The organism is Leucobacter sp. gxy201 (assembly GCF_051043335.1).
In the GTDB taxonomy this organism is placed as follows: Bacteria; Actinomycetota; Actinomycetes; order Actinomycetales; family Microbacteriaceae; genus Leucobacter.
This window is the reverse complement of record NZ_JAMXWS010000002.1, coordinates 143939-169413: the sequence shown is the minus strand read 5'-3', so window position 1 is coordinate 169413 and position 25475 is coordinate 143939. Positions and strand designations below refer to the sequence as shown.

The following is a 25475-nucleotide window of genomic DNA, read 5'->3' as shown; positions in this document are numbered from 1 at the left end:
CAGCTTGCGCCTCGATACTGGCCTTCCCGTACGAAGGAGTGCAGCATGACCGCGACAGAGCGCAGCCCCTGGGCACGGCCGGAGCCGACCCCGATCTCGGACCCGCAGCACCCGGAAGCCGAGCTGGACGACACGATCCCTCTGCCCGCCTATCGACCCGAACGGCTCGGCTGAGACCGGCGCCGAGGCCGAGGCCGGAGCGGAAGCCGAGGTCGGAACGGGAACGCCCGCGCTACTCGCCGCCGGCGCTCTCGGTGCTCTCGGTGCGCCGCCGTTTCGGGTTCGTCGTCGCTTTGAGGAACAGGCGCACGAGCGACTGCTTCTTCTCGAAGTAGGCGTGGCGTTCGATCTCGCCGGCCGCATATTGCGCCTCGAGTTCGCGCAGCGTCTCTTCGGCGGCCGATGCGTCGAAGCGGGAGTGCTGTTCGCCGAAGTCGCGGGTCTCGCGGATTCTCATGCGCGCCGCCCGTTCGGGCTGTGCTGAGCGGGGCGGGCGTTCGGCGGGCCCGCGTTCATGCGGTGCACGCGTTCGACCGGCGCCATGTCGGAGGTGACCGAGGAGTCGGCGTCTTCCAGGCTGATGTAGATGCCCGTCATGCGCCGCATCGCCGGGTTCGCGTGCCAGGTCAGTACGAGAAAGCGCGCCTCGCCCGTGGTGTCGGTGATGCGGTTCACGATCGCGACGGGGTGGTTCGACGGGTTGCGCATGAGCATCCACGAGTCGGCCTCGATCTGGATCGGTTCGGCACGGGCCATGGCGGAGGCTCCTCTCGAAACTGTATGCGACGAGCGTAGGCGATGCCTCTGTCATCGCACTGCGGAGGTGAGACATCCCCAGGCTCGCAGTGTGCCGGGGCGAGAGGTCGGTCGTGCGCCGAAGGCTCTACGCCCGCCGGTGCTCCGCGACGATCGGGCATTCGAACGGATCGCGCGCTGCGAGCCCGACGCGGTTCAAGTAGGCGATCACGATGGCGTACGAGCGCCAGAGCGATGTCTCCGTGTACGGGACGTCGAGCGTGCGGCAGTGCTCGCGCACGATCTCGCGCGCCTTCGCGAGGTGCGGTCTGGCCATGCTCGGGAACAGGTGGTGCTCGACCTGGTAGTTGAGGCCGCCCATGAGGATGGTCGCCCACCATCCGCCGCGGATGTTGCGCGACGTGCGTACCTGCTTCGAGAAGAAATCGACCCGGGCGTCGTGCGCGATGATCGGCATCCCCTTGTGGTTGGGGGCGAACGACGCCCCCATATACACTCCGAATACGGCGAACTGCACGCCGATGAAGGCGAAGGCCATGCCGAGTGGCAGCAGCATGAACACGGGAACGAAGAGCGCCGCGAACCGCAGCGCGATGATGCCGAGCTCGAGCCAGCGCTGCTTGACCGGGCCGCGCTGCACGAGGTGCCGCAGGCTCTGCACGTGGAGGTTGAGCCCTTCGAGGGTGAGCAGGGGGAAGAACAGCCACCCCTGGTGCTGCGTGATCAGGCGGCGCAGGCCGCGCGCCTCGACGGCGTCCTCCTCGATGAACGAGATCGTGTCGACCGCGATATCGGGGTCTTTGCCGACCCGGTTGGGGTTCGAATGGTGCCGGGAGTGCTTCGAGTCCCACCACGAATAGCTCATGCCGATCGACCCCGCGAGCACTCGGGCGAGGCGGTCGTTCTTCGGTCCCTGGAGCAGGATCTGGCGATGCGCCGCTTCATGTGCGAGGAATGCGACCTGGGTGAAGATGATGCCGAGCGCTGCAGCGATGAGCAGCTGGAGCCAGCTGTGCCCCAGCAGCACGAAACCTGTAGCGGCGGCACCCAGCGCCACGAGGATACCGAGGCCGACGCAGACGTAGAACCAGGGCGTGCGTTGGAACAGCCCGGTCTCGCGCGCCACCTCCGACACCTGCCGGTACGCTTTCGCCACCGGGGGGAAGTCGCTGCTTCTCGCTCGTGTGGGGCGGAGCGGGCTCAAGCCCGTGAGATGCGACGGTGGAATAGAGGGCATTGCGCAGCCTGCTTCCTGAATGCAGCTCTTCTCGGAAGAGTGCTGGTGAAGCCAAAGGCGGGCGCCGATCGCTGGTGCCACCGTAACGGGTCGACCATGGCGTTACATGCATACCGGTGACGTCGACGGCGCGATCCCGGGTTGCACACCGGCCGAGGCGAACGCAACCCCCTATCGACCGGCGCCGACGCTTGCGAGAGTGGTGCCGTTCCCGATCGGGAGTCGGGGATGCAGGATCAACCGACGCGAGAGCAGAGGAGACGACTCATGGGTGCATCCGAGAAGATGTCGGCCGGTATGGACAAGGCCAAGGGAAAGATTGAAGAGACGGTCGGGCACATGACCGGCGATGAGGGCAAGGTCGCCGAGGGCAAGGCCGAACAGGCGAAGGGCGAGCTCAAGGGCGCCGCCGAGCGTGCGAAGGACGCCGCGAAGGACGCCTTCGACCGCTGATCGAGACCGACCGCCGCTGACGGCCGCGGCGAACCGACTGCCCCGGGGTCGGGCCGATGCATTCGGCTCGGCTCCGGGGCAGTGCCGTGCCGTTCGCCCCATGCGCGCCTGGTAAATTCGTGTGGTTCCCGCTTTTCCGTTTCCGAGCCGATTCCGTCCCTTCCCGGGCACCGCTGAACTCGAACCGGCGAGGCCCCCGCACGACCCCAGGCACGAAGTGGCGATGAATCAGAACCGCAGTCTCGAATGGATCCCGCCGTGGACCCAGGCGGTCGCCGCCATGCTGCTCGTGCAGCTCGCGGCAGCGCTCTCGGTGCCGCTCATCGATGTGATCGGTCCGGCGGCGACGGCCTGGCTGCGTCTCGCCTTCGGTGCGCTCATCGTGCTGTGCATCGCGCGCCCGAAGCTGCGCAGCATCAGGCGCCGCGACATTCCGGCGCTGCTCGGGCTCGGCATCGTCACGGGCGGCAACAACATGTTCTTCCTGTTCGCGATCGAGCGTCTGCCGCTCGGCACCGCCGTCGCGGTCGAGTTTCTCGGCCCGCTCGTCGTCGCGGGCATCGCCAGCAAGAGCCTGCGCGCTTTCGTGTGGCCCGTCATGGCGCTCGGCGGGGTCGTGCTGCTCACCGAGCCGTGGCACGGGCAGGCCGACGTCATCGGCATCGCGTTCGCGCTCGCGTCGGGTGCGTGCTGGGGGCTCTACATCGTGTTCACTCAGTTCGTGGGCGACCGTTACTCGGGCATCAGTGGTCTCGCGGTCACCTTCCCGATCGCGGTCGTGTGCACGGCCCCGGTCGGGGTGCCGCCGCTCTTCGCGCATCAGGTGCCGCTGTGGGGGGTCGCCGCGGCCGCCGGCATCGCGCTGCTCTCGCCCGTGATGGCGTTCGGTCTCGAAATGCTCGCGCTGCGCCGCATGACGCAGAACGCGTTCGGCACGTTGCTCTCGATCGAGCCGGCGTTCGCGATGCTCATCGGCATGGTGGCGCTGCAGCAGTGGCCGACGGCGATGAAGCTGGCAGGGATCGCCCTCGTCGTGCTCGCGGGCGCCGCGGCGCAGCGCAGCGGAAAGCGGGTCGGCGCCGCCGAAACCGAGGTACGGTAGCGGCATGAGCCTGCTTCGCGCCGCACGTATCGCACTCGGGTATGGGGCCTGACGGTGTGCGCGAGCTACGGCCTCGGCGGTGGCCGCCGCGACGACGGGCCCGGCACCGGAGTGAAGTTCGCACCGGTCGCGCCGCTCGACGAGCCGGTGCCCGCCGGGGTGGTCGCCGCGTGGATGCGCGAGTGGGGCGGCAAGGCCTCCACGAGCCGCGTGCGCAAGGACGGCCGTACCAATCTCAACCCCGTCATCTGGCAGGATGCCGGCGGAATGCGCCGGGTCGATCTCGGTTGGTGGTGGCTGCATGTCGGGGGAGCGCCCGCGAGGTTCACGGCGTTCAACAGCCGGGATGACGCGCTCCTCGTGAAGTGGCGGGAGCCGTTCCAGCATCGCGCGATCCTGCCTGCCGACTGGTATTCCGAGGGTGGAAAGGTCTGGCGTCTGCCGGGCGGCGAGTCCTTCGGCATGGCCGCGATCCTGTCTCCGCGCATCGTGGGCGGTGCGACCACGATCTCTTACTCGCTCGTCACCCGCGCGGGCATCGGCGAGGCTGCCTCGGTCGTCACTTCGCGGGGCGATTCGCGCATGCCGCTCGTGCTGCCTGCGGGCTTGCACGACGAATGGCTCGACCCGGCGCGGCCCGGTGATGCCGCACTGGTCGCGAAGGTGCAGGCCAGGAGCGAGGAGATCTCGCGCGCGCTCACCGCGAGGTGAGTGCGCGCATCTGCGAGGTCGGAGGCGCCTGGCGCCCCTGAGCGGGCTGCGCCGCCTGCGCCGCTTTGCGCGCCGCGCGCCAGGCGTGCCACCGCTCCCAGAACCGGGCGAGGATGCGGCGCAGCGCGCCGAGCAGACGCCTCGCCCAGTGGTATTCCGAGCCGAGCACGGTGAGGCCGAGGAAGACGATGAGCCAGCCCGGGCCGGGCAGCGGCACGAGAATGAGCCCGATCGCGACGATGGCGAGCCCGAGCGCGGTGACGATGATCTTGTACAGCGTGTTCAGCCAGGGCCGCCGTTGCAGCCAGCGCCGCCACCGTGCCATGAAGGCGCCGACGCGCCGGCTCATGCGGTGCGCGCGGGCGGCGTCTTTCGCGTACGGGTCGGTCATGCGGCGAGCGTACGCCCGGCGACTGAAAGCCGACTTCGAGCATGCGCCTCTCGTGCGAACTCGAAGCGAATACATAGGTGAATGCCCGAACGGCCAGGTTCGCGTCAGGCTCTCCAGCGTATGGTGGTGACTGTCGGCGGTCGTCGGCATTCCCGACGAAGGGCTCGATAGTGCAGATCATCAGCTACAACCTGCGCAAGAACCGTGCGGTGTGCGAGCTCGGCGAGCTGGCCGAGCGTCATGAGGCCGATGTGCTGTGCCTGCAGGAGGCGGAATCGGTAGCCCTGCCCGAGCACCTCGGGCACATGCAGCTCGCGCATACGACGTCGCGCAACCGGTTGGGGCTCGCGATGTATGTGCGCTCCGATCGCTTCGAGGCCCGCGCGGCGAAGACGTTCCAACTGAAGAAGTCGATGCACGACCGGCTGCTGGCGCCGGCGCACGAGCGTCTGCTCGGCGTCTCGCTGCACGACCATCGGACGGGCCGCGATGTCGTGATGGCGTCGTTCCACGCCGCGCCCCTGACGGCGTTGAATTCATTGCGCCGGCACCAGATCCATGCGGCGCTCGCCGAGCTGCGCGAACTCGGCCCGGGCCTGCCCGCGCTCATGGTGGGCGACTACAACTACCCGGTGTTCAAGGGGCGCCTCGATACCGAGATGCGTTCGCGCGGGTACGAGCTCAGCCTGAGCGACAAGCGCACCTACACGCGGTACAAGATGTTCCGCGGCCACTTCGACTTCGCGACGTCGGCGGGGCTCGACATTTCGAGCGTGCGCACGCTCGACCGCGGCCTCTCGGACCACCTGCCGATCATGGTGTCGGCGACGATGCGCGAGGAGCGCGTGCGCGAGATGGCCGCGGCGTAGACGGGTGAGGCGATCCCTGGAGCCGCTCTCGAACTGCGGGCGGCCCAGGGATCACCGGGCGTCATGCCTCCGGTTCGTGCCGATGGCCTTCGGCGCAGCGGCGCGCGGGCCCGTCGGGGCGCTGCGCATCCGATGACGCGTTGAAGCGGTGCAGTCCGTTGCGCAGTTGTTCGAGGTCTGCCGAGCTCCAGTCGGCGAAACGCTCGTGATAGGTGTGCGCCCACTGCTGATGCAGCCCCTCGAGCAGCTCCTTCGCGCGGGCGCTCGCGGTGAGCAGCACGACCCGGCGGTCTTCGGCCGCGGGCTCGGCCTCGACCAGTCCGAGCTCGCGCAGCTTCGTGATCTGGCGGCTCACGACGGCCTTGTCCATGACGAGCAGTTGGCCGATGCCCGTCGCGGTGATGGGGCCCTTGCGGGTGACGAGCTGCAGCACCATCATGCCCGCGCCGCGCAGGTCTTCATGGGTCTCTTCGGCGTACTTCGCCCAACGGGTGCGGGCGAACGCGAAGATCTCCGAGAACTCGACGATGATCTCGGAGATCACATCGGCGTCGTGACTCATGATCGCGAGCCTAGCGCTTCGACCCGGCCGCGTTCGACGGCCGGTGCGTCGGCAGCGTGATCGACCCCGTCGACGCGTCGAGCAGCACCGGGTCCGAGGCGCGCTCGGCGTCGGTCTCGGTATCGCCCGCGGCGTCGCCCGACCCGGCGTTCTTCGCCCGCTTCGCCTGCATCTCGGCGATGAGTTCGGAGTTGCTCTTCGTGCTCAGCGGGATGTTCGGGATGAGCGCGATGGCGATGAGCGCGATGACCGCGATCGGGGCGGCGGCGAGGAAGATGTGGCCGATGCCCATGCCGTACGACGCTTCGACGACCTCGCGGATGGGGGCGGGCAGCTCGGAGACCTTCGGCAGTACGCCGCCCGAGAGCACCTCGGCGCCCTTGAGGTCGGTCGGGGCGAGCTGCGCCAGCCCGTCCTTGATGTACTGCGCGACCTGGCCCGCGAGCATCGCGCCCATGGCCGACATGCCGGCGGTGCCGCCGATGGTGCGGAAGAACGTGACCGCCGAGCTCGCGGCGCCCATCTGGGTCGGCGCGACCGTGTTCTGCACGACGAGCACGAGGTTCTGCATCGTCATGCCGACGCCGGCGCCCAGCACGAACATCGAGATGCCGACGTACCAGTACGAGGTGTCGTAGCGCAGTTGGCCCATCATGAGGAGGCCGGCGAGCAGGCCGAAGCCGCCGATGATCATGTAGCGCTTCCACTTGCCGGTGCGCGTGATGATCTGGCCGACGACGGTCGACGAGATGAGCACGCCGCCCATCATCGGCATGGTGAGCAGGCTCGATTCGATGACCGAGCGGCCGCGGGCGAGCTGCATGTACTGGCCGAGGAAGACGGCGGTGCCGAACATGGCGAGGCCGACCGCGAGGCTCGCGATGACCGACATGGTGAAGGTGCGGTTCTTGAAGAGCGTGAGCGGGATCAGCGGTTCTTCCGCCTTGAACTCGGCGACCACGGCGAGCGCGAGCAGCACGATGCCGCCGCCGACCATGGCCAGCGTCTGCCACGACCACCATTCGAACTGCTGGCCGCCGAGGGTGACCCAGATGAGCAGGCTCGAGAAGCCGGTCGAGATGAGCACCGCGCCGAGATAGTCGATGCTGATCTTGCGCTTGAGCGTGGGCAGGTGCAGCGTGCGCTGCAGCATGATGATCGCGACGACGGCGATCGGGGCGGCGACGTAGAAGTTCCAGCGCCAGCCGATGGTGTCGGTGAAGAACCCGCCGATGAGGGGGCCGCCGACGGTGGCGACGGCCATGACGGCACCCATGATGCCCATGTACTTGCCGCGCTCGAGGGGGCTGATGATCTCGGCGAGCACGATCTGGCCGAGGGCGCCGAGGCCGCCCGCGCCGAGGCCCTGGAACACGCGGAACACGATGAGCCAGGTGGGGTCTTGCGCCATGCCCGCGAGGGCGGAGCCGAGGGTGAAGACGATCAGGGCGAGCTGCAGCAGCACCTTCTTGCTCGTGAGGTCGGCGAGCTTGCCCCAGATCGGGGTCGAGATGGCGCTCGCGAGCATCGTCGCGGTGATGACCCAGGTGTAGGCGGCCTGGGTGCCGCCGATGTCCGAAATGATGACGGGCATCGACGTGCCTACGACGTTCATCGCGAGCATCGAGACGAACATGCTGAGGAAGAGGCCGGTGAGCGCCAGATTCTTGGCGCGGCCGGTGAGCACGCCCGCGGGCGGCATCTGCTGGGTCTGGGTCATCGAGGTGACGGGATCCTTCCGGAACGGACGAATTGGTTGATGAGCGTCAACTATACGTGAATGGTTGATGCGCGTCAACCATCGGAGTCAGGCGGATTGCGGCGCGGCGGGCTGCCGCATTCCGGCATCGAAGAATGGAACCAGGTCGGTAGGGCAGAATAGGGGGCATGGCTTTGGGCGAGAGCGGCAGCATCAACATCGGTGTCATCGGGGGCGGGCAGCTCGCCCGCATGATGGTGCCTCCGGCGATCCATCTCGGGCTGCGCATCAGCGTGCTCGCAGAGGCAGAGGGATCGAGCGCCGCACGCGCGGCCGACATGGTCGGCGACTACCGCGACCCCGAGACGGTGTACGCCTTCGCCGACACCGTCGACGTCGTCACCTTCGACCACGAGCACGTGCCCGGCGAGATTCTGCGCGAGCTCGAGCGCCGCGGCAAGGCCGTGCACCCGCGCCCCGACGCGCTGCAGTACGCGCAGGACAAGATCCTCATGCGCGAGAAGCTCGGCGAGCTCGGCGTCCCCGTGCCCGACTGGGCCGCGGTCTCGGACGAGACGGAGCTGCAGGCCTTCATCGATGCGCACGGCGGCCGCGGTGTCGTGAAGACGGCGCGCGGCGGCTACGACGGCAAGGGCGTGCGCGTCGTGTCGAGCGCGGCCGAGGTGCGCGACTGGTTCGCGACTCTCGCCGAAGACGGCCGAGGCGGTCGCCTGCTCGTCGAAGAGCTCGTCGATTTCGTGCGCGAACTCTCGCAGCTGGTCGCGCGGCGCCCGAGCGGCGAGATTCGCACCTGGCCCGTCGTCGAGACGATCCAGGCCGACGGCGTGTGCGCCGAGGTGCTCGCTCCGGCACCCGTGCAGAACCCCGAGAACCTCGACGTCGCCGCCGGCATCGGCGTGACCGTCGCCGAGGGCGTGCAGGTCACGGGCGTGCTCGCGGTGGAGATGTTCGAGACCCGCGACGGCCGTGTGCTCGTGAACGAGCTCGCGATGCGCCCGCACAACTCGGGCCACTTCTCGATCGAGGGGTCGGTGACGAGCCAGTTCGAGCAGCACCTGCGCGCCGTCGCAGATCTGCCGCTCGGCGACACCGCCATGACCGCCCCGGCGGCCGTCATGGTGAACGTGCTCGGCGGCCCCGCCGAGGGGCCGATGCCGATGCGCTACGCGCAGGTGCTCGCCGCCCACCCGGGCGCGAAGGTGCACAGCTACGACAAGCAGCCCCGGCCGGGCCGCAAGGTCGGGCACGTGACGGTGACGGGCGACGAGCTTGAATCCGTGCTCGCGGAGGCGCGCGCCGCCGCCGCCATGTTCGACTGATAGGCCGGTCCATACGTGACGCCGGCGGTGTGAACCGAGCCGATCGAATACCGCATCACTACGTGCATCGAGGGCGGGTGCCCAGGTCCTCGATACTCGGCGTACTCATGCGGATCTCGGTCAGCCGTGCGTGAGTTTGGTCGCTGGTCAGATGTGAGTTTGGTCGCTAATGGCGTGTCAGTTTCGTCGCTGGTGGTAGGCAAGTCCGACCGCTCGGCCTGAGCGTGAGCGGCGGGGCTGCACACTGCTATTCGGACGCGGTCAAGCGTCGGGATCTTCGAAGGTGACGTCGCGGCCGCCGAGGCTGAGGCTGCCCCCTGCCGGCACTGCGACCCGTACACGGGGTTCGCATTCGAGCAGCAGGTCGCCGTCGGCGTCGATCACGTCGGTGCCGTTCGTCGAATCGAGGTCGGTGACGTAGAGGGTGTCGCCGTCGACCTCGAGCAGGGCGTGCGTGCGCGAGAGCACGCGTTCCGCATCGGAGAGCGACACCAGCTGCGCCTTCTCGGGGGCATCCTTCGGCGACGGGTTGCGGCCGAACACGTTCGAGACGTGCAGCGCGTACGCGGTGCCGTCGAGGTCGATGAGCTTCCATCGCGTCGCGGTGTTGCTGCGCGGGATGACGATGGTCGCCTCGAACTCTTCGTCGTCGAAATCGACTGCCGGGGGAGCGGCTGCCGGCTCGGGCCGGGGCTCCGGCTGCACGTTCGGCTGAGCGGGCTGCTGCGCGACCGGGGCGGCGAACATCGAGCGCTGCGGCTCTGATTGCTGCGGCTCCGACTGCTTCGGCTCCGACTGCTGCGATTGAGGTTGGGGCGGTCGCACCTGCTCGACCGGTGCTGGTGCCGATGCTGGTGCTGGTGACTGAGCCGGAGCCGGAGCCGGAGCCGGAGCCGGTGCCTGAGCCGTAGGTGCCGCAGGTGCAGGTGCAGGTGCAGATGCAGATGCAGGTGTGGGCGAGGCCACCGGAGACGCTGACATCGGTTGCTGAGGCCGTTCCGGTGCTGGAAACGCCGGTGGCTGAGGCGTTTGCGGTTGAGGCTCCTGCGGTCGAGGCGCCGGTGGCTGCGATGCCGGTGCGGCGGGTTCTGCGAGGCCAGGCTGAGCGGGTTCCGGCGGGGTCGGCCCGGAAGCCGCTGGCTCGGCCTCGATGGGATCGGACGGGACCGGCATCGAGGGGTCGAGTTCGGAGACGGCGGGCTCAGGAGTGCGGGTCGTCAGTAATGGAGGCCCTGGGAGCACCAGGGGAACATCGCTCACCTCGCGCTGGGATCGCGGCGCGGGCCTCGGCGCGGGCGGGGGCGCCGGTCGGGCCTTGCGCTGCTTGCGCTCCTGGGGCTTGCCGGGGGCCGGCTCGGCTGCGGCGGAGTCTCCCGGGAACACCGAAGGCGGCATCGGCGCCATGGGAACCTGCTGCGGCTGCCCGAACTGCGGCGGATAGTGCGTCGGGGGCGCGAACTGTTGAGGTGCTGAGTGCGGCGGTGCGAACTGTGGCGGGTGGGCATGAGTCTGGCCCGGTGGCTGAGGCACTGGCTGCTGAAGCGCAGGCTGCTGAGGCATAAATCGCTGAGGCGCGAATCCCTGAGGTGCGAATCCCTGAGGGTCGGGGGCCTGGGGCGCTGGGGGTGCAGGTGAGGGGTGCTGCATCGGTGACTGCGGGGGCAGCTGTTCGGCCGGGCGAGCGAACCGCTGCTGGTCGTGCGGGGGCTGCGGGGCCGGCGGGAGGTACTGCTGCGGTTGGTTCTGCGCTTGCTGGAATGACGGTGCCTGCTGGGGCCACTGTGCTTGCTGGGGCCACTGTGCTTGCTGAGGCTGCGGTGCCTGCTGAAGCTGCGGTGCCTGCTGGGGTCGAGCCTGCTGGGACCACTGCGCCAGCTGCGGAGCCTGCGGTGCCGGTTGCTGCGGTGCCGGTTGTTGGGATGCCGGTTGCAGGGGTGCAGACTGCTGCGGCTGCCATTGCTGCTGGCCCTGCCAATGCGATCGCGGCGATTGCGGTTCTTGGGGCTGCGGTTGTTGAGGCTGAACCTGCGGCGGCCCGGGCGGCGCTGCTGCAGGAAGTACCACTGCAGGCGGTGCATGCGGTGGGCCGGCCTGAGGTGGCATGGATTGGGGCGGTATCGCCTGCGGCGTCAGGGCCTGCGGATGCGGATACTGCGGCGGCGGAGGTGTTGCGGGCTCCGGTTGCTCCTGCGCGTCTTGAGAAGACCGGGCATTCGCAGCAGCGTTCTCCGGGTGTTCCCACGCCTGGGGGTGCGGCGGGTTCGGCTGTGACATCGGAGAATCTCCCGGCGCTCACGGGCGAACCGTGCGCGCGATCTGCTGTGATCTGACTTCGCTTCAGGGGTTGCACGTCGATCTCTGTGCGCGCCCTATGGCGAAAGTCTACGGGGGAGAAGCGCAGCCCGCACATCATGCGGCCAGAGGAGAGGCAACTGTGACATGAGAACCGTGACATGAGAACTGAGGCATGAAAGCGGAGGCATGGGAGCACGAGACATGCACTGTCGCCGATGTGCTGAGACAGCGCCTCGCGCACCCGAGAGTTTCGCCCGCAGCTTCGTGGGCGTCCTCAGAAAGACAGCCCCGATTCCTCACGCAGCCCTTCGTTTGTCGATGCTCGTGCTGAGACCGGTGCTGATGCCGGTTCCGTGCCCCGTGCCGGGCGGTGACAGTGCGTTGGCGAACGCATCTGCGAACGCATCTGCGAAGGCGAGGGCGTAGTCGAGCGTCGCACGTCGTTCGAGCGGAATCGGGTCGCCGCCATCGGGCGGATGCAGCATGAACGGGCCGAGCCCGTGCCGCGTCACCTTCCACCCGCGGTTGTGCAGTTGGAGGTGATGGAATCTGCAGAACAGCAGCCCGCGGTCGATATCGGTGCGACCCCCGTCGGCGACCCAGTGGTCGATGTGGTGCGATTCGCAGTACGAGGCGGGGCGGTCGCAGTCGTTCCAGCGGCACCCGCCGTCGCGCACGGAAAGGGCGATGCGCTGCCGCGACGAGTAGAGGCGCTGTTCGCGGCCGAGGTTGAGCGGGTCGCCGTTCGGGGCGACGTCGACGGTGACGGTGCCCGAGTCGCAGATGCGCTGGTCGGCGATGGCGGTCGGGATCGTCGCGAGCCCGTCTTCGCAGTGCGCGCTGCCCCGCGAAGCTCCGCCGGTTGCATTGCCAGCAGCTGCGCCGAAATCAGTACCGGCACCGAAAGCCGCGCCGGTCGCGTCATCGACGGCGGGCGGGACGACGCGCACGATGCGCACACCGGCCTGCTTCGCGCCGAGCACGGTCTTCGCATCGGCGAGGGCGCCGGCCTTGAACAGATCGATCATGAGGTCGAAGCTCAGCTGATCGTTGGTGCGCGGGTCGGCGATGAGCGCGTCGGCGCGCGCCCGTTCATTCGGGTCGACGAAGCGGGGCCCGCCGCGGCGCGGGCGCAGCGCGGCATCGATGACCGACTGCAGCATCGCCGCCGACTCGTCATCGAAGACGAAGCTGCCGCGGTGCTGCCCCTCCGCATCGATCCACATACGGAACGAGCGGGCCTCGTAGCGCTGCATGAAGCGCGCGTTCGCCCCATCGGGGTCGAGCAGATCGCGCAGGCTGCGCGCGGACTTGGCGAGCTCTTCGGTGGTGCTGTGCTCGGCCTCTTCGAGCAGCGCCGTTGCCGCCTGCGACCAGGCCTCGCGCACGGCGGCCGTGTGCGCGGCAGACGCCTCCGATGCATCGCCAGATTGTGCATCGCCAGATTGCGCAGCAGTCAGCGCAGCAGGGAGCGCATCCGGCTGAGCGTCGGCGGGCAGCGGCGGCTCGCCGAGCCCCTTCTTGATCGCATCGAACTGGGCGGAAGAGATCTCGCCGGCCGTGAGTGCGCGGCGCAGCGGGGCGTGCCAGGGCTCGGGGCGCGGGGCGGCGGTTTCGCCCGGCAGTACCGACCGGTCAACCTCACCGGAAGCCCCGGCCCCGGCAGCCGAGACGGGCCCGGCGCCGGGGTCGAACGCCTCGAGCAGCGACTCGCCGACGCGCACCTGGTGCAGGGCTTCGCCGCGGGTCGCCGGTCGCGTGCTGAATCAGCGCGACCGGCGACCGGTGCCCGAGCGATTGCGCGAGCCCTGAGTGCCCGGCCGCGCGCGTCGACCGTGCGCTCGCGACGCCGGTGGCTGCGAGCCCGATCTGCTCGATGGTGCGGGTGAGGCCCGACACGGCGGTGATGATTTCGACGATCGCCGCGTCGTCGAGCGCGGCGACGGCGGCCGGGAGATCTTCGGTGCGCGCGACCTCGCCGAGCCGGTCGCGCAGGGCGACGACCCGGGTCGTGAGGTCGGTGAAGATGTCCATGCTTCGATGATGAACCATGCCACCGACATTCGGTTTCGGCAGCGGACGGCTACGATATTCCCATGACTGAACCCGCATCGACCACCGCCGGCACGACTCCGCTCGTCGGGGTGATCATGGGCTCCGACAGCGACTTCAACGTGATGAGCGACGCCGTGCAGGTGCTGCGCGATTTCGGCATCGCGCATGAGGTCGAGGTCGTCAGCGCGCACCGCACCCCCGAGAAGATGGTGTCGTACGCGCACGACGCAGCGGGCCGCGGGCTCAAGGTGATCATCGCCGGCGCGGGCGGCGCGGCGCACCTGCCCGGCATGGTCGCGTCGATGACGACGCTGCCGGTCATCGGTGTGCCGGTGCCGCTCGCGAAGCTCGACGGCCTCGACTCGCTGCTGTCGATCGTGCAGATGCCCGGCGGCATCCCCGTCGCGACCGTGAGCATCGGCGGCGCGAAGAATGCGGGTCTGCTCGCCGTCCGTATTCTGGGCGCGACCGACACGCAGCTCGCGACGCAGCTCGACGACTACGCGCGCGGTCTCAGCGACATGGTCGCGGAGAAGAACGCTGCGCTGCAGGCGCGCATCGCAGCCGAATAGCTTCCGGGGGAAAGGCTTACGGGAGAACTCGTAGCTCGGGCCGGGCCCGGCGCGAGCTACAGGTTCGCGTGGGTCTCCCAGAGCTGCCAGGCGGTGTTGTGCCAGCTGAAGGCGCGGCTGCGGTCGAGCGCGAGCACCGTGTAACGGGCGTGCTCTTCGGCATCGCCCATGAGGCGGGTGAACTCGGCGCCGAAGTCGCCGGAGGTCTCCGCGATGATGCCGGCGTCGATCACGAGCTCGGTCGTGGCGGGGTGGCCTGCGTGCAGCACGGGCACGCTCGCGGTGAGCGCGCCGAGCACGGTGTATCCGGTCGTGGCGTAGCTCTGCGGCTGCAGCAGCAGCGAGGCGCCCGCGAGGGCGGCGCCGACGTCGCTGAGGTCGCGTGGGGTGACCATGAGCACGCGGCCGGCGAGGTCGACAGGGATCGCCGGTTCTTCGACCTGCTCGCCGGGGGCGGCATTCGCGGCGGGCTTCGGCCCGGGCTTCACCGGCGCCGTCGGGTCGAGCCCTTCGAGCACGACGACGGGCGGCAGCGATCCGTTGGCGCGCAGCGCGTCGAAGATCCATTCGAGGCGGCCGTGGTCGCCGCGAGTCGCGGTGGTGACGGCGTACTGCTCGGGCAGGCCGAGGGCCGCCGCGCGCTCGGCGCGGTCGACCGGCTCGAGAAACTCTTGCGGGGTCGCGAGCTGCAGCACCTGCACGGGCAGGTCCTCGCCGTAGTGCTGCTGCAGCAGGTTGGCGACGGAGTGCGAGGTCGCGAGGATCGCATCGGCGTACTTCGCGGCACGGCGCACGAAACTGCGGTAGAGGCGGGCCTGTGAGGCGCCGAGCAGCTCGGGCGCCTCCCATGCGAGACCATGGGTGATGGTGACGGTGTTCTGGGAGCCGTCGTCGTCATCGCGCTGGCGCAGCGGCACGAACGGCGTCACGGCGTGCACGAACTCGCCATCGAGCGGGCGCGCGGCCGACCCCGACCGCCAGATCAGCGGCAGCGACTTCGCGGGCACCGGCAGGTGCTCGGCGCGGATGCGCGGAGAGGAGAACTCGGGGATGTGCGCTCCACGTGACGCGAGGTAGCGGGCGCTGCAGGCGCGCGGCGCGGTGGCGGCGACCCCGATGGTGAGGTCGCGGGCCGCTGCGAGATGCTGCGGCGCCTCCCAGTCGGGGAAGGGCTCGGCGATGAGCGTGAGTGCTGTCACTGGTCTCCCGCCTCTAACTGCGCCTGTACATGTGAATCGGAGTGCATCGATTGTGACACCTGATCCATGATTCATTCTATGGAGTGCGCGGCTGGGAATATCGCGTGCTTCGCCGAGAACGTCGAATTGTGACCTCCCCGTGCTCTTCTCGGTATTCCCCAAAGAAGGTCGGGTAGATTCTTCACGTACTTTCGCGCCGGGAGCGGCGCAGGCCGGCACCCCGGTCGCCAGCAGCAGAATCGAACGGGCCCGCGCCCGTGCCACGATGGGACCATATAGACAGATGAGCAGAAGCCGCGAAGGTGAGCAGTTCGGCCGCGTCAGGCACGGACAGCTGCGCCGGTCGAACGCCTGGACGAACGGCCTCAAGCTGCTGCTCACCGGCGTGATCGCGTTCGGGCTCAGCGGGGTCGCGACCGTCGCCTACGCCGTGTGGGGGCTGACGCAAGACCTGAACACCGTCACGCTGGCGAAGGAGCCGGGCGTCGACACGGTCGACCTGAACGGCAAGGCGCTCGAGGGCGAGTTCACGGTGCTGCTCGTCGGCTCCGACAGCCGTGCCGGCTCGGTGCTCGACGACGGCGAGGAGGGCGAGCTCAACGACGTCAACCTGCTGCTGCACGTCTCGGCCGACCACCAGAACGCGACCGTCATCAGCTTCCCCCGCGACCTGATGGTGCCCATTCCGAGCTGCCCGGGGCCGAACGGCGAGCCCGAATACACGCCCGCGATGAGCGAGCAGCAGATCAACAGCGCTCTCAGCGTCGGCGGCCTGCCCTGCGTCGCCGAGACGATCTCGTCGCTCACCGGAATGGACGTGCCCTATGCCGGCCTCATCACTTTCGACGGCGTCATCGATATGACGAGCGCGATCGGCGGCGTCGGCGTGTGCCTGGCCGAACCGATCAGCGATCCCTATACCGGCCTCGACCTGCCGGCCGGTGAGAACTGGCTGCAGGGCCTCGATGCGCTGCAGTTCTTGCGCACCCGTCATGGCGTCGGCGACGGCGGCGACACGAGCCGCATCAGCAACCAGCAGGTCTTCATGTCGGCGATGGTGCGCCAGCTCAAGAGCGCCGACACGCTCGGCGACCCGCTGAAGGTGTTCGGCCTCGCGAAGGCTGCGGTCGAGAACATGACGCTCTCGGACAACATGGCGAGCGTGCCCTTCATGCAGTCGGCCGCGAGCACGGTGAAGGACATCGACCTGAACCGCATCAACTTCGTGCAGTACCCGACCTTCACCCACCCGTACGAGGAGGGGCGCCTCACCCCCGACTCTGCGTCGGCCGCGATCCTCATGGATGCTGTGAAGGCGGGCCAGGCGATCCAGGTGACCGCCGTCGGCGAGGGCGTCACCGACGCGGGCGCCGAGGGCACCGCCCCCGCGATCGACCCGGCGACGGGCTACCCCATCGACCCGGTGACCGGATGGCCGGTCGACCCGGCTACGGGCTGGCCGATCGACCCGGCTACGGGCGTGCCGACCGACCCCGCGACGATCGCGCCGCCGGCGACCGACACGCCGAGCGCCGACCCGAATGCGCCGGTGCAGCTGCCGTCGACGATCACGGGCCAGCCCGCGGCAGAAGAAACGTGCACCTCGGGGCGTACCGTCTTCTAAGGCGGCGAGCTGAGATAAAGTAACGCGCGTGAGCCAGGACCTCGAGCGGCCGATCCGCTATCCCGACGCCGAATCCGCCCCGCTCATGAACAAGCGGGCGCGGTGGCTGGTGCTTCTCGGGTTCGTGCTGCCCGGCAGCGCACAGGTGCTCGCCGGCAACCGGCGGCTCGGGCGCTTCGGCCTCGCGGCGACCGGGACCGCGCTGCTGCTGCTCGTTCTCACCGGCGTCGGCATGCTCGTCGCGCCGACCGCGACGCTGACGGTCGTCACAAACGCCTGGGTGCTGCTCGTCGTGCAGTGGCTGCTCGTCGCCTACGCGGTGCTCTGGCTCGTGCTCGGCTTCGATACGCTGCGCCTCACCCGTATCGTGAAGATGTCGCCGGGCTGGCGCGCCCCGGTCGCCGCCGTGGCGGTCGTGCTGACGCTCGTCGCGAGCAGCGGGGCCGTGTGGGCGTCTTCGGTGGTGTCGGCGAGCCGCGGCGTGCTCGACATCTTCGCGGGTGCCCCGTCGGTCGAGCCGGTCGACGGCCGCTACAACATCCTGCTGCTCGGCGTCGACCCGGGCGCCGACCGCGAGGGCACCCGCCCCGACAGCATCTCGCTCGTGAGCGTCGACGCGAAGACCGGGCAGTCGGTGATCGTCGGCCTGCCGCGCGAGCTCACCGACATGCCCTTCCCCGAGACGTCGCCGATGGCGCCGGTCTACCCCGAGGGGTTCTGCGACGAGGTCAACAACTACGAGATCGTCGAGGGCGGCGGCTACTACTGCTACGGCACCGGCTACCTCAATTCGATGCTGACCGAGCTCGACCAGTCGGGCTCGCCGTCGTACGAGGGCATGTACGCGGACGCCGTGTCGAAGGGGTCGAGCCCCGGCCTCGAGGCGATGAAGGATGCGGTCTCGGGCGCGACCGGTCTGACCGTGCAGTTCTACGTCATGATCGAGATGGACGGCTTCTCGTCGCTCATCGACGCGCTCGGCGGCGTCACCGTGAACGTGGAGCAGCCGATTCCGCTCGGCGGCTATGAAGACGAGTACACGGGCGAGTGGGTCGATGGTGACTCGTACATCGAGCCCGGCGTGCAGCACATGAACGGCGAGTTGGCGCTGACCTTCGCTCGCGTTCGACACGGCCTCGAGAACGGCGACTACGACCGCATGCTGCATCAGCGCGAGCTGCAGCGCGCCATTCTCGCGCAGATGAAGCCCGCGAACGTGCTGCTGCGGTTCCAGGAGATCGCGAAGAGCGGCACGGAGGTCGTGAGCACCGACATTCCCGAATCGATGCTCGGCCGCTTCGCGACGCTCGCGACGAAGGCGAAGGAGTACGAACCGGTCGCCGTCGAACTCGCGCCGCCCGCGGTCGACCCCGAGCTGCCCATCTACGAGGTGATTCAGCAGCTCGTCGCAGACGGTGTCGCAGCCGCCTCCCCGGCCCCGAAGGAGTAGGGGAGGCGCACCCGCGACCGCGGCGATTTCCGCGCCGGGTCCCGTTCCGTCTATCCTCAGTTCACGCACCTACAATCGGATGTTTGGCGTATGTGCGCCAGTGGGTCGTATTCGCTTGATCGACGGCAGGGATGGGTGCGCTGATGAGGCTGCGGAGGCTGCGCTCGCAGGGGAGCGAGAGCGACCCGACGTCGCCCGCCCCCGCGCGCACCGAGCACCGCTTCTGGCGTGCCCTCCGCCGCATCTCGGGCTGGCTCGGGGCGCTGCTCGGCGGTGCCCTCATCGGGGCCGCGATCTGGATTCGTACGACCTTCGGGCTCATCACCGTCGACCAGATGCTCGCGAATCTCTCGGGCGGCGGCGAGGGCGTGCCCGAGGGGTACCTGTCGAGCTTCGTGTGGCAGGTGCTCGTGCTGCCGGCCGTGGCCATCTTGGCGGCGTACGCGGTGGCGCGGGTGATGCGCTGGCGCGTGCGGCGCAATGCGCGCAGCAGGGATCTCGGGCCCGGCATGGTGCGCCGCGGGGCAGATGCGACATCGAAGTGGCTGCCCGGTCTCGCTGCCGTGAGCGTGCTGTGCGCAGGTGCCGGCCTCTTCGCGCAGACCATCGACCTCGCCGGGTACGTGCGCTCGCTCACGACCGACTTCTCGCTCGCCGACTACTACGTCGTGCCGACCGTCGCCGAGAACCCCGACCCGAAGAACCTCGTCGTGATCTACCTCGAGTCGGCCGAGAACGCGTTCGGCGACGAACGGTACGTCGAAGAGAACGCGTTCGCGCCGCTCGAGGGCGTCACGCAGGGCTGGCAGAGCATCGAGAACCTCAAACAGTTCGATGGCGGCGGGTGGACGATGGCCGGCATCGTCGGTACGCAGTGCGGGGTGCCATTGCGCGGCACGCAGACGGCGCAGGCCGGTCGTCTCGACGAGATCGGCGCGCACTCGAGCGAGTTCATGGCCGGCGCGACCTGCCTCGGCGATGTGCTGCGGCAGGCGGGATACGAGAACGTCTTTCTCGGCGGCGCGGATGCGTCGTTCGCGTCGAAGGGCAACTTTCTGCGCACGCACGGCTTCGACGAGGTGCACGACCTCGAGTACTGGCGCGAAGAGGGCGTTGCCGAGGAGTCGGAGTGGGGCGCATCGGACCGCTCGCTGATGGAGCAGGCGAAAGACGAGATCGACCGCCTGCACGAGACCGGCCGGCCCTTCAACCTGACGATGCTGACCCTCGACTCGCATGAGCCGGTGTACCTCTTCGACTACTGCGATGCCGACACCGAGATCGCGCTGACCTCGGCGCTGCGCTGCTCGATGGAGCAGGTCGCCGGGTTCGTCGAGCACATCGAGGAGCAAGGGTATCTCGATGACACCGTGGTCGTGCTGATGGGTGACCACGAGAAGTTCGTCGTCGCCCAGTCGGAGTACCGCGACTTCGCAACGATCGAGAACCGCACGATTTTCAACCGCATCTGGGCGCCCGATGGGGCGGAGATCGCGCGCGACGACGTCGACCAGCTGAGCATGTACGCGACGATGCTCGACCTGCTCGGCTTCGACGTCGCAGATCATCGCGCCGGCGTCGGCGTTTCGGCGACGGTGCCGGCGAGCGCGAAGACGGGCATGCTCGCGCTGCGACCCGCCTACTACCGCGAAGCGGTGGAGTCGCGGTCGGGCGATCTCTACGCGAAGCTGTGGGGCCTTCCCGACGGGCAGACCGTCGATGCCGACTACTTCGACCCCAATAACCCGGATCGCGCCTCCGAAGAGTGAACGGCATCTGGCGTTCAAGGAAACGTTCAGTGCTGCCACGTAAGCTAAAGCACTTATGCGGCGTGTACTGCTGCGATGGGGATGCTAGGAGTGGCGGTTGCAGGAAGTGTCGGAGCACGAAGCGGGAGAAGCTGAGTCGGTTAGCTCTGAACGACGGTTCTGGCGGGGCTTTTTTCGAGTAGGCGGCAGAGTGGTCTTTTGGCTGCTTCTCGTGCTCGGCGCCGTCTTTGTCGGCGCAGCGATTTGGATCCGGCGTACTTTCGGACCGATCACGGTCGACCAGATGATCATGAACTTGGTCGGCGGCGGCGAAGGCGTCCCGTCCGGTTACATCGAAACGTTCATCTGGCAGGCAATCGTCATCCCGATCGCACTTCTGGTCGTTGCAGCACTGCTCGTACGGTTCGTGACGCGGAGGATTACCGGGCCTCGTGCTGCGCACACTCATCCCGAGCTGCCGAGTGCTCGAGGGGTTTCTCGATGGAGGGGAGCGGTCAAGCCGCTCGTTGCGATCGTGGCATTCTCGACTGGTTTGGCGGTGTTCGTGCAAGTGGTCGGTCTGGACACGTTCATCCGATCGATCGTCACCTCCGTCACCATGGAGAAGTACTACGTGGTGCCCGACGCCGAACAGACCTATCGGAACGCTGTTCAACGGGAGGACAAACCGAAGAACTTGGTGATGATCTTCCTCGAGTCAGGAGAAGAAAGTTTCAGCGACCCGTCGCTGTTCGGTCGGAACTTGAACGAGTCACTCGAGGAAGCCACTGCAGACTGGCAGAAGTTCGACCGCTTGGAGACCTACGAAGGCGGCGGATGGACGATGGCTGGCGTCGTCGGCACCGAATGCGGTGTTCCCCTCCGCGGTGCGGGGATCTTTGCGACGGCGGGCAGCCCGAATGATATCGGCACGGACAGCGATGGATATATGCCCGGCGCCGTCTGCATCGGTGACGTTCTGGACGATGCCGGCTACCGAAGTGTGTTTCTCGGTGGCGCGGATGCCAGCTTCGCCTCGAAGAAGGATTTCCTCAAGACGCACGGCTATGACGAAGTTCTCGACTACAACGACTGGCATGAAATGGGCGAGACCCAGATGTCGCCTTGGGGCTTGTCGGATGGGCGCTTGATGGAGCAGGCGAAAGCCGAGGTTACCCGCCTGCATGACAGCGGTGAACCGTTCAACCTGACAGCGCTTACCGTGGATCCGCATGCTCCGGCGTTCATCCATGAGTACTGCCCGACCGATTCAGACGATGAGACGGAGAAGATGGCAGCTGCCACGGAGTGCTCGCTGCAGCAGGTGGCAGGCTTTGTCGACTACATGCGGGAGATGGGCTATCTCGAAGACACCGTCGTATTCATCACCGGTGATCATCCGAAGATGACGGGCGAGGGCGAACCGTTCTACGAGGAGATGCGAGGCCTGACAGACCGGCCGCTCTTCAACAGGCTGTGGAATCCGGACGCAACCGAGATCGAGCGGACCTCGATCGACCAGTTGTCCGTCTACGCCACGTTGCTCGATGTGCTGGGCCTCGGCCGCAGTGATCACCGTGCCGGCGTAGGCGTATCGGCGCTCGTCAGCCCGGATGGCTTCGACGACGATAAGTCGGCGATCACGAGTCTCACTCGTGATGAGTACAGCGAGGTGATCACCTCCCGGTCTCCGGGGCTGTATGAGAAGCTCTGGGACGAATCAGGTGCGAACACGTCGGAGGCGGCGGACCGCTGAAGCAGTGGACGCTCTCTGCCTCAGAGCCTGTTCACGCAGTCGTCACCTCGAGTGGATGGTTCATGCAGTGTTGGTTCCCTAAGCTGAAGGTTTGGCTCAAGTCTTGATATCCGGGAACGGTGGATGCGGCGCGAAGTGAAGTTAGAGTTCATCCCTGAGATTCAGGGCCTGCGTACCGTCGCGTTGCTGATGGTTGCTACCTTCCACGTCTGGTTCGACAAGGTTTCCGGCGGCGTGGATGTATTCCTGCTGGTGTCCGCATATCTCATGACGCGGTCGCTGGTCGCACGGAGTGAACGCGGTTCGATCACGCGACCGTTCTCGTTCCTCGTGCACAAGTTCTCGCGACTGCTTCCGGCTGCGGTATCGGCGCTACTGCTCATCTTGGCGGGTGTGTTCTTGGTCCTGCCGCCGAGCAGGTGGAACGAATCGGTCGGGGAGTCGGTCGCTTCGCTCTTCTACGTTGAGAACATTCGTCTCCAGAATGCACTGGTCGACTATTTCAATACCAATCAGATCGACGCCAGCCCGTTCCAGCACTTCTGGTCGTTGTCCGTGCAAGGGCAGATCTTCATCGCATTCGTTCTCATCCACCTTTTCGGGGATCTCGTCGCCCGAGCGTTGAAGCTGTCTCCGCGGAAGGTGCTCCTGGTGCTTTTCATCGTGGCCGCTTCGTCTTCGTTCGCCTACTCGGTCTGGTTGACGAGCCAAGACCAGGCGTTCGCATACTTCGATACCGGAGCACGCGCTTGGGAGTTCGCAGTCGGTTCTATACTCGCGCTCGTTCATCCCTGGATTCGCGCGGCGACTTGGTTCCGTGTCGTCGCCTCGTGGGCGGGTATCTGCGCAATGCTCGCCTGCGGTTTCGTGCTCCCCGTCGAGTCGAGCTTCCCCGGTTGGGCGGCGCTCTGGCCCGTGGGCGCTGCAGCGCTCGTCATCATCTCGACCGGGCCGCCCACCAAGTACGGTGCCGATCGAATCCTTGCGACCGGCGTGCTGAACTCGCTCGGTTCGTACACCTATGCGCTGTATCTCACCCACTGGCCTGTGCTCATCCTCTTCCTCTTCGCCATGGATCTCGAGCGATTGAACTGGTGGCAGGGGGCTGTCGTGCTGGGCATATCGTTTGTGCTCAGCTTCGTGATCGCGCGTCTCGTCGAACAACCGATCGCGCGGTGGACCAAGGCCGAATTGCCTCCGAAGAAGCTCTGGATGCCGCGGTTCGGGTGGAGGAGCCCGATCACTATCGCGCTCAGTGCGGCGCTGGTACTCGTCGGAGCCGGAGCCGGTGCGCACGCAGTCGAGCAGCAGCGCTCGGCCGACCTCGACTTCGTCGAAGGCACGGTTATCGCCGACGTGGGAGCCAACGCCATCGGGAATCCCGATGCGACACCCGCACCGGTGCCGGCCGAGACAGTGGCATCGAACGACTGGGTGTTCGCCGGCGCCGAATGCGCGCAGGACGACCCGTACATCAGCGCTCGATGCTATGAGATTCCCGCTGAGACGAAGCAACCCGAGAAGACCGTTCTCACCGTCGGCAGCTCCCACACGGCGCAGCTGAACGGTGCGCTTCTGGAGGCGGTGAACCGAAATCCTGGTTGGGAATTTCGAACGCAGTTCACGCCCTTCTGCTACTTTTCAAACCGGGTCGACATCGGTGAGGAATGCGTTGTGATGTGGGACCAGGTGGCCGCATACATCGTTGACGAGCAGCCGGACCTCGTCGTGCTGCCGGCGACGCGGACCGATTTCGATTCCGAGCCTGCTGAGCCCGAACTCGTGGAATGGATGAAGGCCCTCTCCGCGGCCTCACCCAGCACGCAGTTCGTCGCAATGCGGGATACTCCGCGTAACCCGAGCTCGCTGTTCGAATGCGCGGTGCAGAACGGGTTCGAGAGCGACGAATGCGTCTACTGGTACAGCACGAGTCCGGACCCCGACTACATCGGAGAGATCGAATCAATAGGGGCGATTTGGGTGGACATCAACGACTACATCTGCCCGGACAACATCTGCAGGCCAGTTGAAGGGGGCGTGGTGACCTACTTCGACGAAAGCCACCTGACAGGAACGTACATGCGAACGCTCGCGCAGAAATTTACTGACGCGATCACCGATCAGGTCGAATGGTGGCCGCAGAACGTGTACGCCGAAGGTACGCCAGTGGACCGTGCACAACGTGCAGTCAATACGAAGCCGTTCTGGTGGCCGCTTTAGGCCCGGCCCGGATACGAGTCGGGCCTCAAGCGGCTCAGAGAACGGCGCTTCGCACGTAGGCTTCCAGAGCAGCCTGAGCCGTGCGCGGGGTGAACCCGGTCGCTTCGATCTTGTCGAGCGCGAGCGCGCTGTTCAGCGGCCGCGGAGCGACGGACTTGCCCGCGAAGTACTCGGCAGTGCTGATGCCGCTGACGCGCTCTGCATCGTGCCCGGTGGCGGCGTAGACCTGCTTTGCGATCTCTGCCCAGGACATCACGGGGCCTTCGTTGCTGAGGTTGTAGACGCCGTAATCCGCCTTGACGCCCAGAAGATGCGCGATGCCGGCGGCGATGTCCTCAGTGAAGCTGAGGCGTCCGAGCTGGTCGTTGACCACCGACGGATCGATGCCGCGCTCGGCGAGAGACGCCATAGTGCGCACGAAGTTGTTCCCGTCGCCGATGACCCAGCTGGTGCGAACGATGTAGTGCCGCGGAACCGTCGCGATGATGGCATCGCCAGCCGCCTTCGTCTGACCGTATACGCCGAGCGGTGCGAACACGTCGGCCTCGGTGTACAGGCGCTTCGTGCCATCGAAGACGTAGTCGCTCGAGACGTGCACGACGGTGAGACCGTGCTCGGTCGCAGCGCGGGCAAGCGCAGCGACGCCGGTGACGTTCGCAGCCCATGCATCGATGCGGCCGGTATCGGTCTCGGCCTCATCGACCTTCGTGTAGGCGGCGGCATTGATGACCGTGTCGTAATCGGCCCACCGCACGCCGGCGAACGGGTCCGCCGATGCGAGGTCGATACGGTCCCGAGCAGCGAAGTCCGCGGCCGGCAGAGCTTGCTGCAGGGCCTTTCCGAGCTGTCCGTTCGCGCCGAGCACGAGCGTGCGCTTCGGCTTCATCGGGACGACGTCGGCAAGTCGAGGATGCGCGAGGTCCTTCTCCGAACGCTCAGCTTCTGCGAGCGGGATCGGCCATTCGATGGCAGCGGTCTCATCCTCGAGGTTCAGGAAGGTGTACTCGCCTTGGGCCTCGGCGCTCCAGTGATCGTTGACGAGGTATACGTACGCCGTGTTGTCCTCGAGCGTCTGATAGGAGTTGCCGACGCCGCGGGGAACGAAGATGGCCGTCGACGGGTCGAGCTCGGCGGTGAACACATTGCCGAAGCTCGGCCCCTCGCGCAGATCGACCCAGGCCCCGAAGATCTTGCCGGTGGCGACCGAGACGAACTTGTCCCAGGGCTCGGCGTGGATGCCGCGAGTGGCGCCCGTCTTGTCATTGAACGAGATGTTGTTCTGCACCGGGCCGAAATCGGGCAGGCCCAGTGCGACCATCTTCTCGCGTTGCCAGTTCTCCTTGAACCACCCGCGATTGTCGCCGTGCACGGGGAGATCGAGGAGCACGAGCCCCGGAATCGTGGTCTCGCGGATCGAGAGCTGCTTCGCCGCCATT

General features: G+C 67.4%; 23 protein-coding genes. 12 read left to right on the top strand and 11 right to left on the bottom strand.

What is annotated here, in order from left to right; all coding sequences use genetic code 11:
• Positions 1 to 45 precede the first annotated feature (45 nt).
• Entirely contained in the window at positions 46 to 174 is a 129-nt protein-coding gene (locus tag NHL51_RS03670) for a hypothetical protein (protein WP_434141817.1), read from the top strand.
• A gap of 58 nt (positions 175 to 232) precedes the next feature.
• Here NHL51_RS03670 and NHL51_RS03665 read toward each other — a convergent pair whose 3' ends face one another.
• The 3 genes from NHL51_RS03665 to NHL51_RS03655 form a co-directional block, all read right to left on the bottom strand.
• Positions 233 to 457: a hypothetical protein gene (locus NHL51_RS03665; RefSeq protein WP_434141816.1), complete on the bottom strand. Its 225-nt coding sequence runs from the start codon at positions 455 to 457 to the stop codon at positions 233 to 235.
• A complete protein-coding gene (locus NHL51_RS03660) occupies positions 454 to 756 on the bottom strand; it encodes a hypothetical protein (protein WP_434141815.1) in 303 nt (100 codons plus the stop codon). Before NHL51_RS03660 ends, NHL51_RS03665 begins: the two co-directional genes overlap by 4 nt.
• A gap of 127 nt (positions 757 to 883) precedes the next feature.
• Positions 884 to 1993 (bottom strand): fatty acid desaturase family protein, encoded by a 1110-nt coding sequence (locus NHL51_RS03655; protein WP_434141814.1) that lies wholly within the window; start codon positions 1991 to 1993, stop codon positions 884 to 886.
• Positions 1994 to 2260: 267 nt separating this feature from the next.
• Between NHL51_RS03655 and NHL51_RS03650 the strand changes: the two genes are divergently transcribed.
• The 3 genes from NHL51_RS03650 (at position 2261) to NHL51_RS03640 (ending at position 4259) form a co-directional block, all read left to right on the top strand.
• Complete coding sequence (locus NHL51_RS03650; RefSeq protein WP_434141813.1) at positions 2261 to 2446, top strand: CsbD family protein; 186 nt, start codon at positions 2261 to 2263, stop codon at positions 2444 to 2446.
• A gap of 223 nt (positions 2447 to 2669) precedes the next feature.
• Positions 2670 to 3548 (top strand): EamA family transporter, encoded by an 879-nt coding sequence (locus NHL51_RS03645; protein WP_434141812.1) that lies wholly within the window; start codon positions 2670 to 2672, stop codon positions 3546 to 3548.
• A gap of 54 nt (positions 3549 to 3602) precedes the next feature.
• Positions 3603 to 4259 (top strand): SOS response-associated peptidase family protein, encoded by a 657-nt coding sequence (locus NHL51_RS03640; protein WP_434141811.1) that lies wholly within the window; start codon positions 3603 to 3605, stop codon positions 4257 to 4259.
• On the opposite strand, the gene NHL51_RS03635 is transcribed toward NHL51_RS03640, so the two are convergent.
• Positions 4246 to 4650, bottom strand: a complete 405-nt coding sequence (locus tag NHL51_RS03635; RefSeq protein WP_434141810.1) for a TIGR02611 family protein — start codon at positions 4648 to 4650, stop codon at positions 4246 to 4248. The genes NHL51_RS03640 and NHL51_RS03635 overlap by 14 nt on opposite strands.
• Positions 4651 to 4820: 170 nt before the next feature.
• Here NHL51_RS03635 and NHL51_RS03630 point away from each other — a divergent pair, with 170 nt between their 5' ends.
• Positions 4821 to 5519 (top strand): endonuclease/exonuclease/phosphatase family protein, encoded by a 699-nt coding sequence (locus tag NHL51_RS03630; protein WP_434141809.1) that lies wholly within the window; start codon positions 4821 to 4823, stop codon positions 5517 to 5519.
• Between the two features lie 61 nt (positions 5520 to 5580).
• On the opposite strand, the gene NHL51_RS03625 is transcribed toward NHL51_RS03630, so the two are convergent.
• A complete protein-coding gene (locus tag NHL51_RS03625; RefSeq protein WP_434141808.1) occupies positions 5581 to 6081 on the bottom strand; it encodes a MarR family winged helix-turn-helix transcriptional regulator in 501 nt (166 codons plus the stop codon).
• A 10-nt stretch (positions 6082 to 6091) separates the two neighbouring features.
• Positions 6092 to 7801, bottom strand: a complete 1710-nt coding sequence (locus NHL51_RS03620; RefSeq protein ID WP_434141807.1) for a DHA2 family efflux MFS transporter permease subunit — start codon at positions 7799 to 7801, stop codon at positions 6092 to 6094.
• Between the two features lie 167 nt (positions 7802 to 7968).
• On the opposite strand from NHL51_RS03620, the gene NHL51_RS03615 reads away from it, so the two are divergent.
• Positions 7969 to 9120, top strand: a complete 1152-nt coding sequence (locus NHL51_RS03615) for a 5-(carboxyamino)imidazole ribonucleotide synthase (RefSeq protein WP_434141806.1) — start codon at positions 7969 to 7971, stop codon at positions 9118 to 9120.
• A gap of 261 nt (positions 9121 to 9381) precedes the next feature.
• On the opposite strand, the gene NHL51_RS03610 is transcribed toward NHL51_RS03615, so the two are convergent.
• The 3 genes from NHL51_RS03610 to NHL51_RS03600 all read right to left on the bottom strand — a co-directional run bounded on the left by NHL51_RS03610 (position 9382) and on the right by NHL51_RS03600 (position 13449).
• Positions 9382 to 9867, bottom strand: a complete 486-nt coding sequence (locus tag NHL51_RS03610) for an FHA domain-containing protein (protein ID WP_434141805.1) — start codon at positions 9865 to 9867, stop codon at positions 9382 to 9384.
• A 1844-nt stretch (positions 9868 to 11711) separates the two neighbouring features.
• Positions 11712 to 13139: a DUF222 domain-containing protein gene (locus NHL51_RS03605; protein ID WP_434141804.1), complete on the bottom strand. Its 1428-nt coding sequence runs from the start codon at positions 13137 to 13139 to the stop codon at positions 11712 to 11714.
• Entirely contained in the window at positions 13057 to 13449 is a 393-nt protein-coding gene (locus NHL51_RS03600) for a hypothetical protein (protein ID WP_434141803.1), read from the bottom strand. The genes NHL51_RS03605 and NHL51_RS03600 overlap by 83 nt, the downstream gene beginning before the upstream one ends.
• Positions 13450 to 13511: 62 nt before the next feature.
• On the opposite strand from NHL51_RS03600, the gene purE reads away from it, so the two are divergent.
• Positions 13512 to 14042, top strand: a complete 531-nt coding sequence (gene purE / locus NHL51_RS03595) for a 5-(carboxyamino)imidazole ribonucleotide mutase (protein WP_434141802.1) — start codon at positions 13512 to 13514, stop codon at positions 14040 to 14042.
• A 56-nt stretch (positions 14043 to 14098) separates the two neighbouring features.
• Here the strand turns inward: purE and NHL51_RS03590 are convergent, their stop codons facing one another.
• Positions 14099 to 15241, bottom strand: coding sequence for a glycosyltransferase (locus tag NHL51_RS03590; protein WP_434141801.1), 1143 nt, complete (start codon positions 15239 to 15241; stop codon positions 14099 to 14101).
• 283 nt (positions 15242 to 15524) lie between these two features.
• On the opposite strand from NHL51_RS03590, the gene NHL51_RS03585 reads away from it, so the two are divergent.
• The 5 genes from NHL51_RS03585 to NHL51_RS03565 all read left to right on the top strand — a co-directional run bounded on the left by NHL51_RS03585 (position 15525) and on the right by NHL51_RS03565 (position 24039).
• A complete protein-coding gene (locus tag NHL51_RS03585) occupies positions 15525 to 16865 on the top strand; it encodes an LCP family protein (protein WP_434141800.1) in 1341 nt (446 codons plus the stop codon).
• Between the two features lie 28 nt (positions 16866 to 16893).
• Positions 16894 to 18315 carry an LCP family protein gene (locus tag NHL51_RS03580; protein ID WP_434141799.1) on the top strand — a complete coding sequence of 474 codons (1422 nt, stop codon included), beginning with the start codon at positions 16894 to 16896 and terminating at the stop codon, positions 18313 to 18315.
• Between the two features lie 143 nt (positions 18316 to 18458).
• Complete coding sequence (locus NHL51_RS03575) at positions 18459 to 20084, top strand: sulfatase-like hydrolase/transferase (protein ID WP_434141798.1); 1626 nt, start codon at positions 18459 to 18461, stop codon at positions 20082 to 20084.
• 190 nt (positions 20085 to 20274) lie between these two features.
• A complete protein-coding gene (locus NHL51_RS03570; protein ID WP_434141797.1) occupies positions 20275 to 21819 on the top strand; it encodes a sulfatase-like hydrolase/transferase in 1545 nt (514 codons plus the stop codon).
• Between the two features lie 123 nt (positions 21820 to 21942).
• Positions 21943 to 24039 carry an acyltransferase family protein gene (locus NHL51_RS03565; RefSeq protein WP_434141796.1) on the top strand — a complete coding sequence of 699 codons (2097 nt, stop codon included), beginning with the start codon at positions 21943 to 21945 and terminating at the stop codon, positions 24037 to 24039.
• A gap of 34 nt (positions 24040 to 24073) precedes the next feature.
• Here the strand turns inward: NHL51_RS03565 and NHL51_RS03560 are convergent, their stop codons facing one another.
• Complete coding sequence (locus tag NHL51_RS03560) at positions 24074 to 25474, bottom strand: sugar nucleotide-binding protein (RefSeq protein WP_434141795.1); 1401 nt, start codon at positions 25472 to 25474, stop codon at positions 24074 to 24076.
• Position 25475 lies beyond the last annotated feature (1 nt).

Bases quoted from the DNA above. Each gene is read 5' to 3' on its own strand.
- NHL51_RS03645 (WP_434141812.1), top strand. From the start codon at position 2,670: ATGAATCAGAACCGCAGTCTCGAATGGATCCCGCCGTGGACCCAGGCG.
- NHL51_RS03650 (WP_434141813.1), top strand. From the start codon at position 2,261: ATGGGTGCATCCGAGAAGATGTCGGCCGGTATGGACAAGGCCAAGGGA.
- NHL51_RS03615 (WP_434141806.1), top strand. From the start codon at position 7,969: ATGGCTTTGGGCGAGAGCGGCAGCATCAACATCGGTGTCATCGGGGGC.
- NHL51_RS03600 (WP_434141803.1), bottom strand. From the start codon at position 13,449: ATGGACATCTTCACCGACCTCACGACCCGGGTCGTCGCCCTGCGCGAC.
- NHL51_RS03585 (WP_434141800.1), top strand. From the start codon at position 15,525: ATGAGCAGAAGCCGCGAAGGTGAGCAGTTCGGCCGCGTCAGGCACGGA.
- NHL51_RS03565 (WP_434141796.1), top strand. From the start codon at position 21,943: ATGCGGCGCGAAGTGAAGTTAGAGTTCATCCCTGAGATTCAGGGCCTG.
- NHL51_RS03635 (WP_434141810.1), bottom strand. From the start codon at position 4,650: ATGACCGACCCGTACGCGAAAGACGCCGCCCGCGCGCACCGCATGAGC.
- NHL51_RS03575 (WP_434141798.1), top strand. From the start codon at position 18,459: ATGAGGCTGCGGAGGCTGCGCTCGCAGGGGAGCGAGAGCGACCCGACG.
- NHL51_RS03665 (WP_434141816.1), bottom strand. From the start codon at position 457: ATGAGAATCCGCGAGACCCGCGACTTCGGCGAACAGCACTCCCGCTTC.
- purE (WP_434141802.1), top strand. From the start codon at position 13,512: ATGACTGAACCCGCATCGACCACCGCCGGCACGACTCCGCTCGTCGGG.
- NHL51_RS03625 (WP_434141808.1), bottom strand. From the start codon at position 6,081: ATGAGTCACGACGCCGATGTGATCTCCGAGATCATCGTCGAGTTCTCG.
- NHL51_RS03670 (WP_434141817.1), top strand. From the start codon at position 46: ATGACCGCGACAGAGCGCAGCCCCTGGGCACGGCCGGAGCCGACCCCG.
- NHL51_RS03620 (WP_434141807.1), bottom strand. From the start codon at position 7,801: ATGACCCAGACCCAGCAGATGCCGCCCGCGGGCGTGCTCACCGGCCGC.
- NHL51_RS03560 (WP_434141795.1), bottom strand. From the start codon at position 25,474: ATGGCGGCGAAGCAGCTCTCGATCCGCGAGACCACGATTCCGGGGCTC.
- NHL51_RS03610 (WP_434141805.1), bottom strand. From the start codon at position 9,867: ATGTTCGCCGCCCCGGTCGCGCAGCAGCCCGCTCAGCCGAACGTGCAG.
- NHL51_RS03655 (WP_434141814.1), bottom strand. From the start codon at position 1,993: ATGCCCTCTATTCCACCGTCGCATCTCACGGGCTTGAGCCCGCTCCGC.
- NHL51_RS03660 (WP_434141815.1), bottom strand. From the start codon at position 756: ATGGCCCGTGCCGAACCGATCCAGATCGAGGCCGACTCGTGGATGCTC.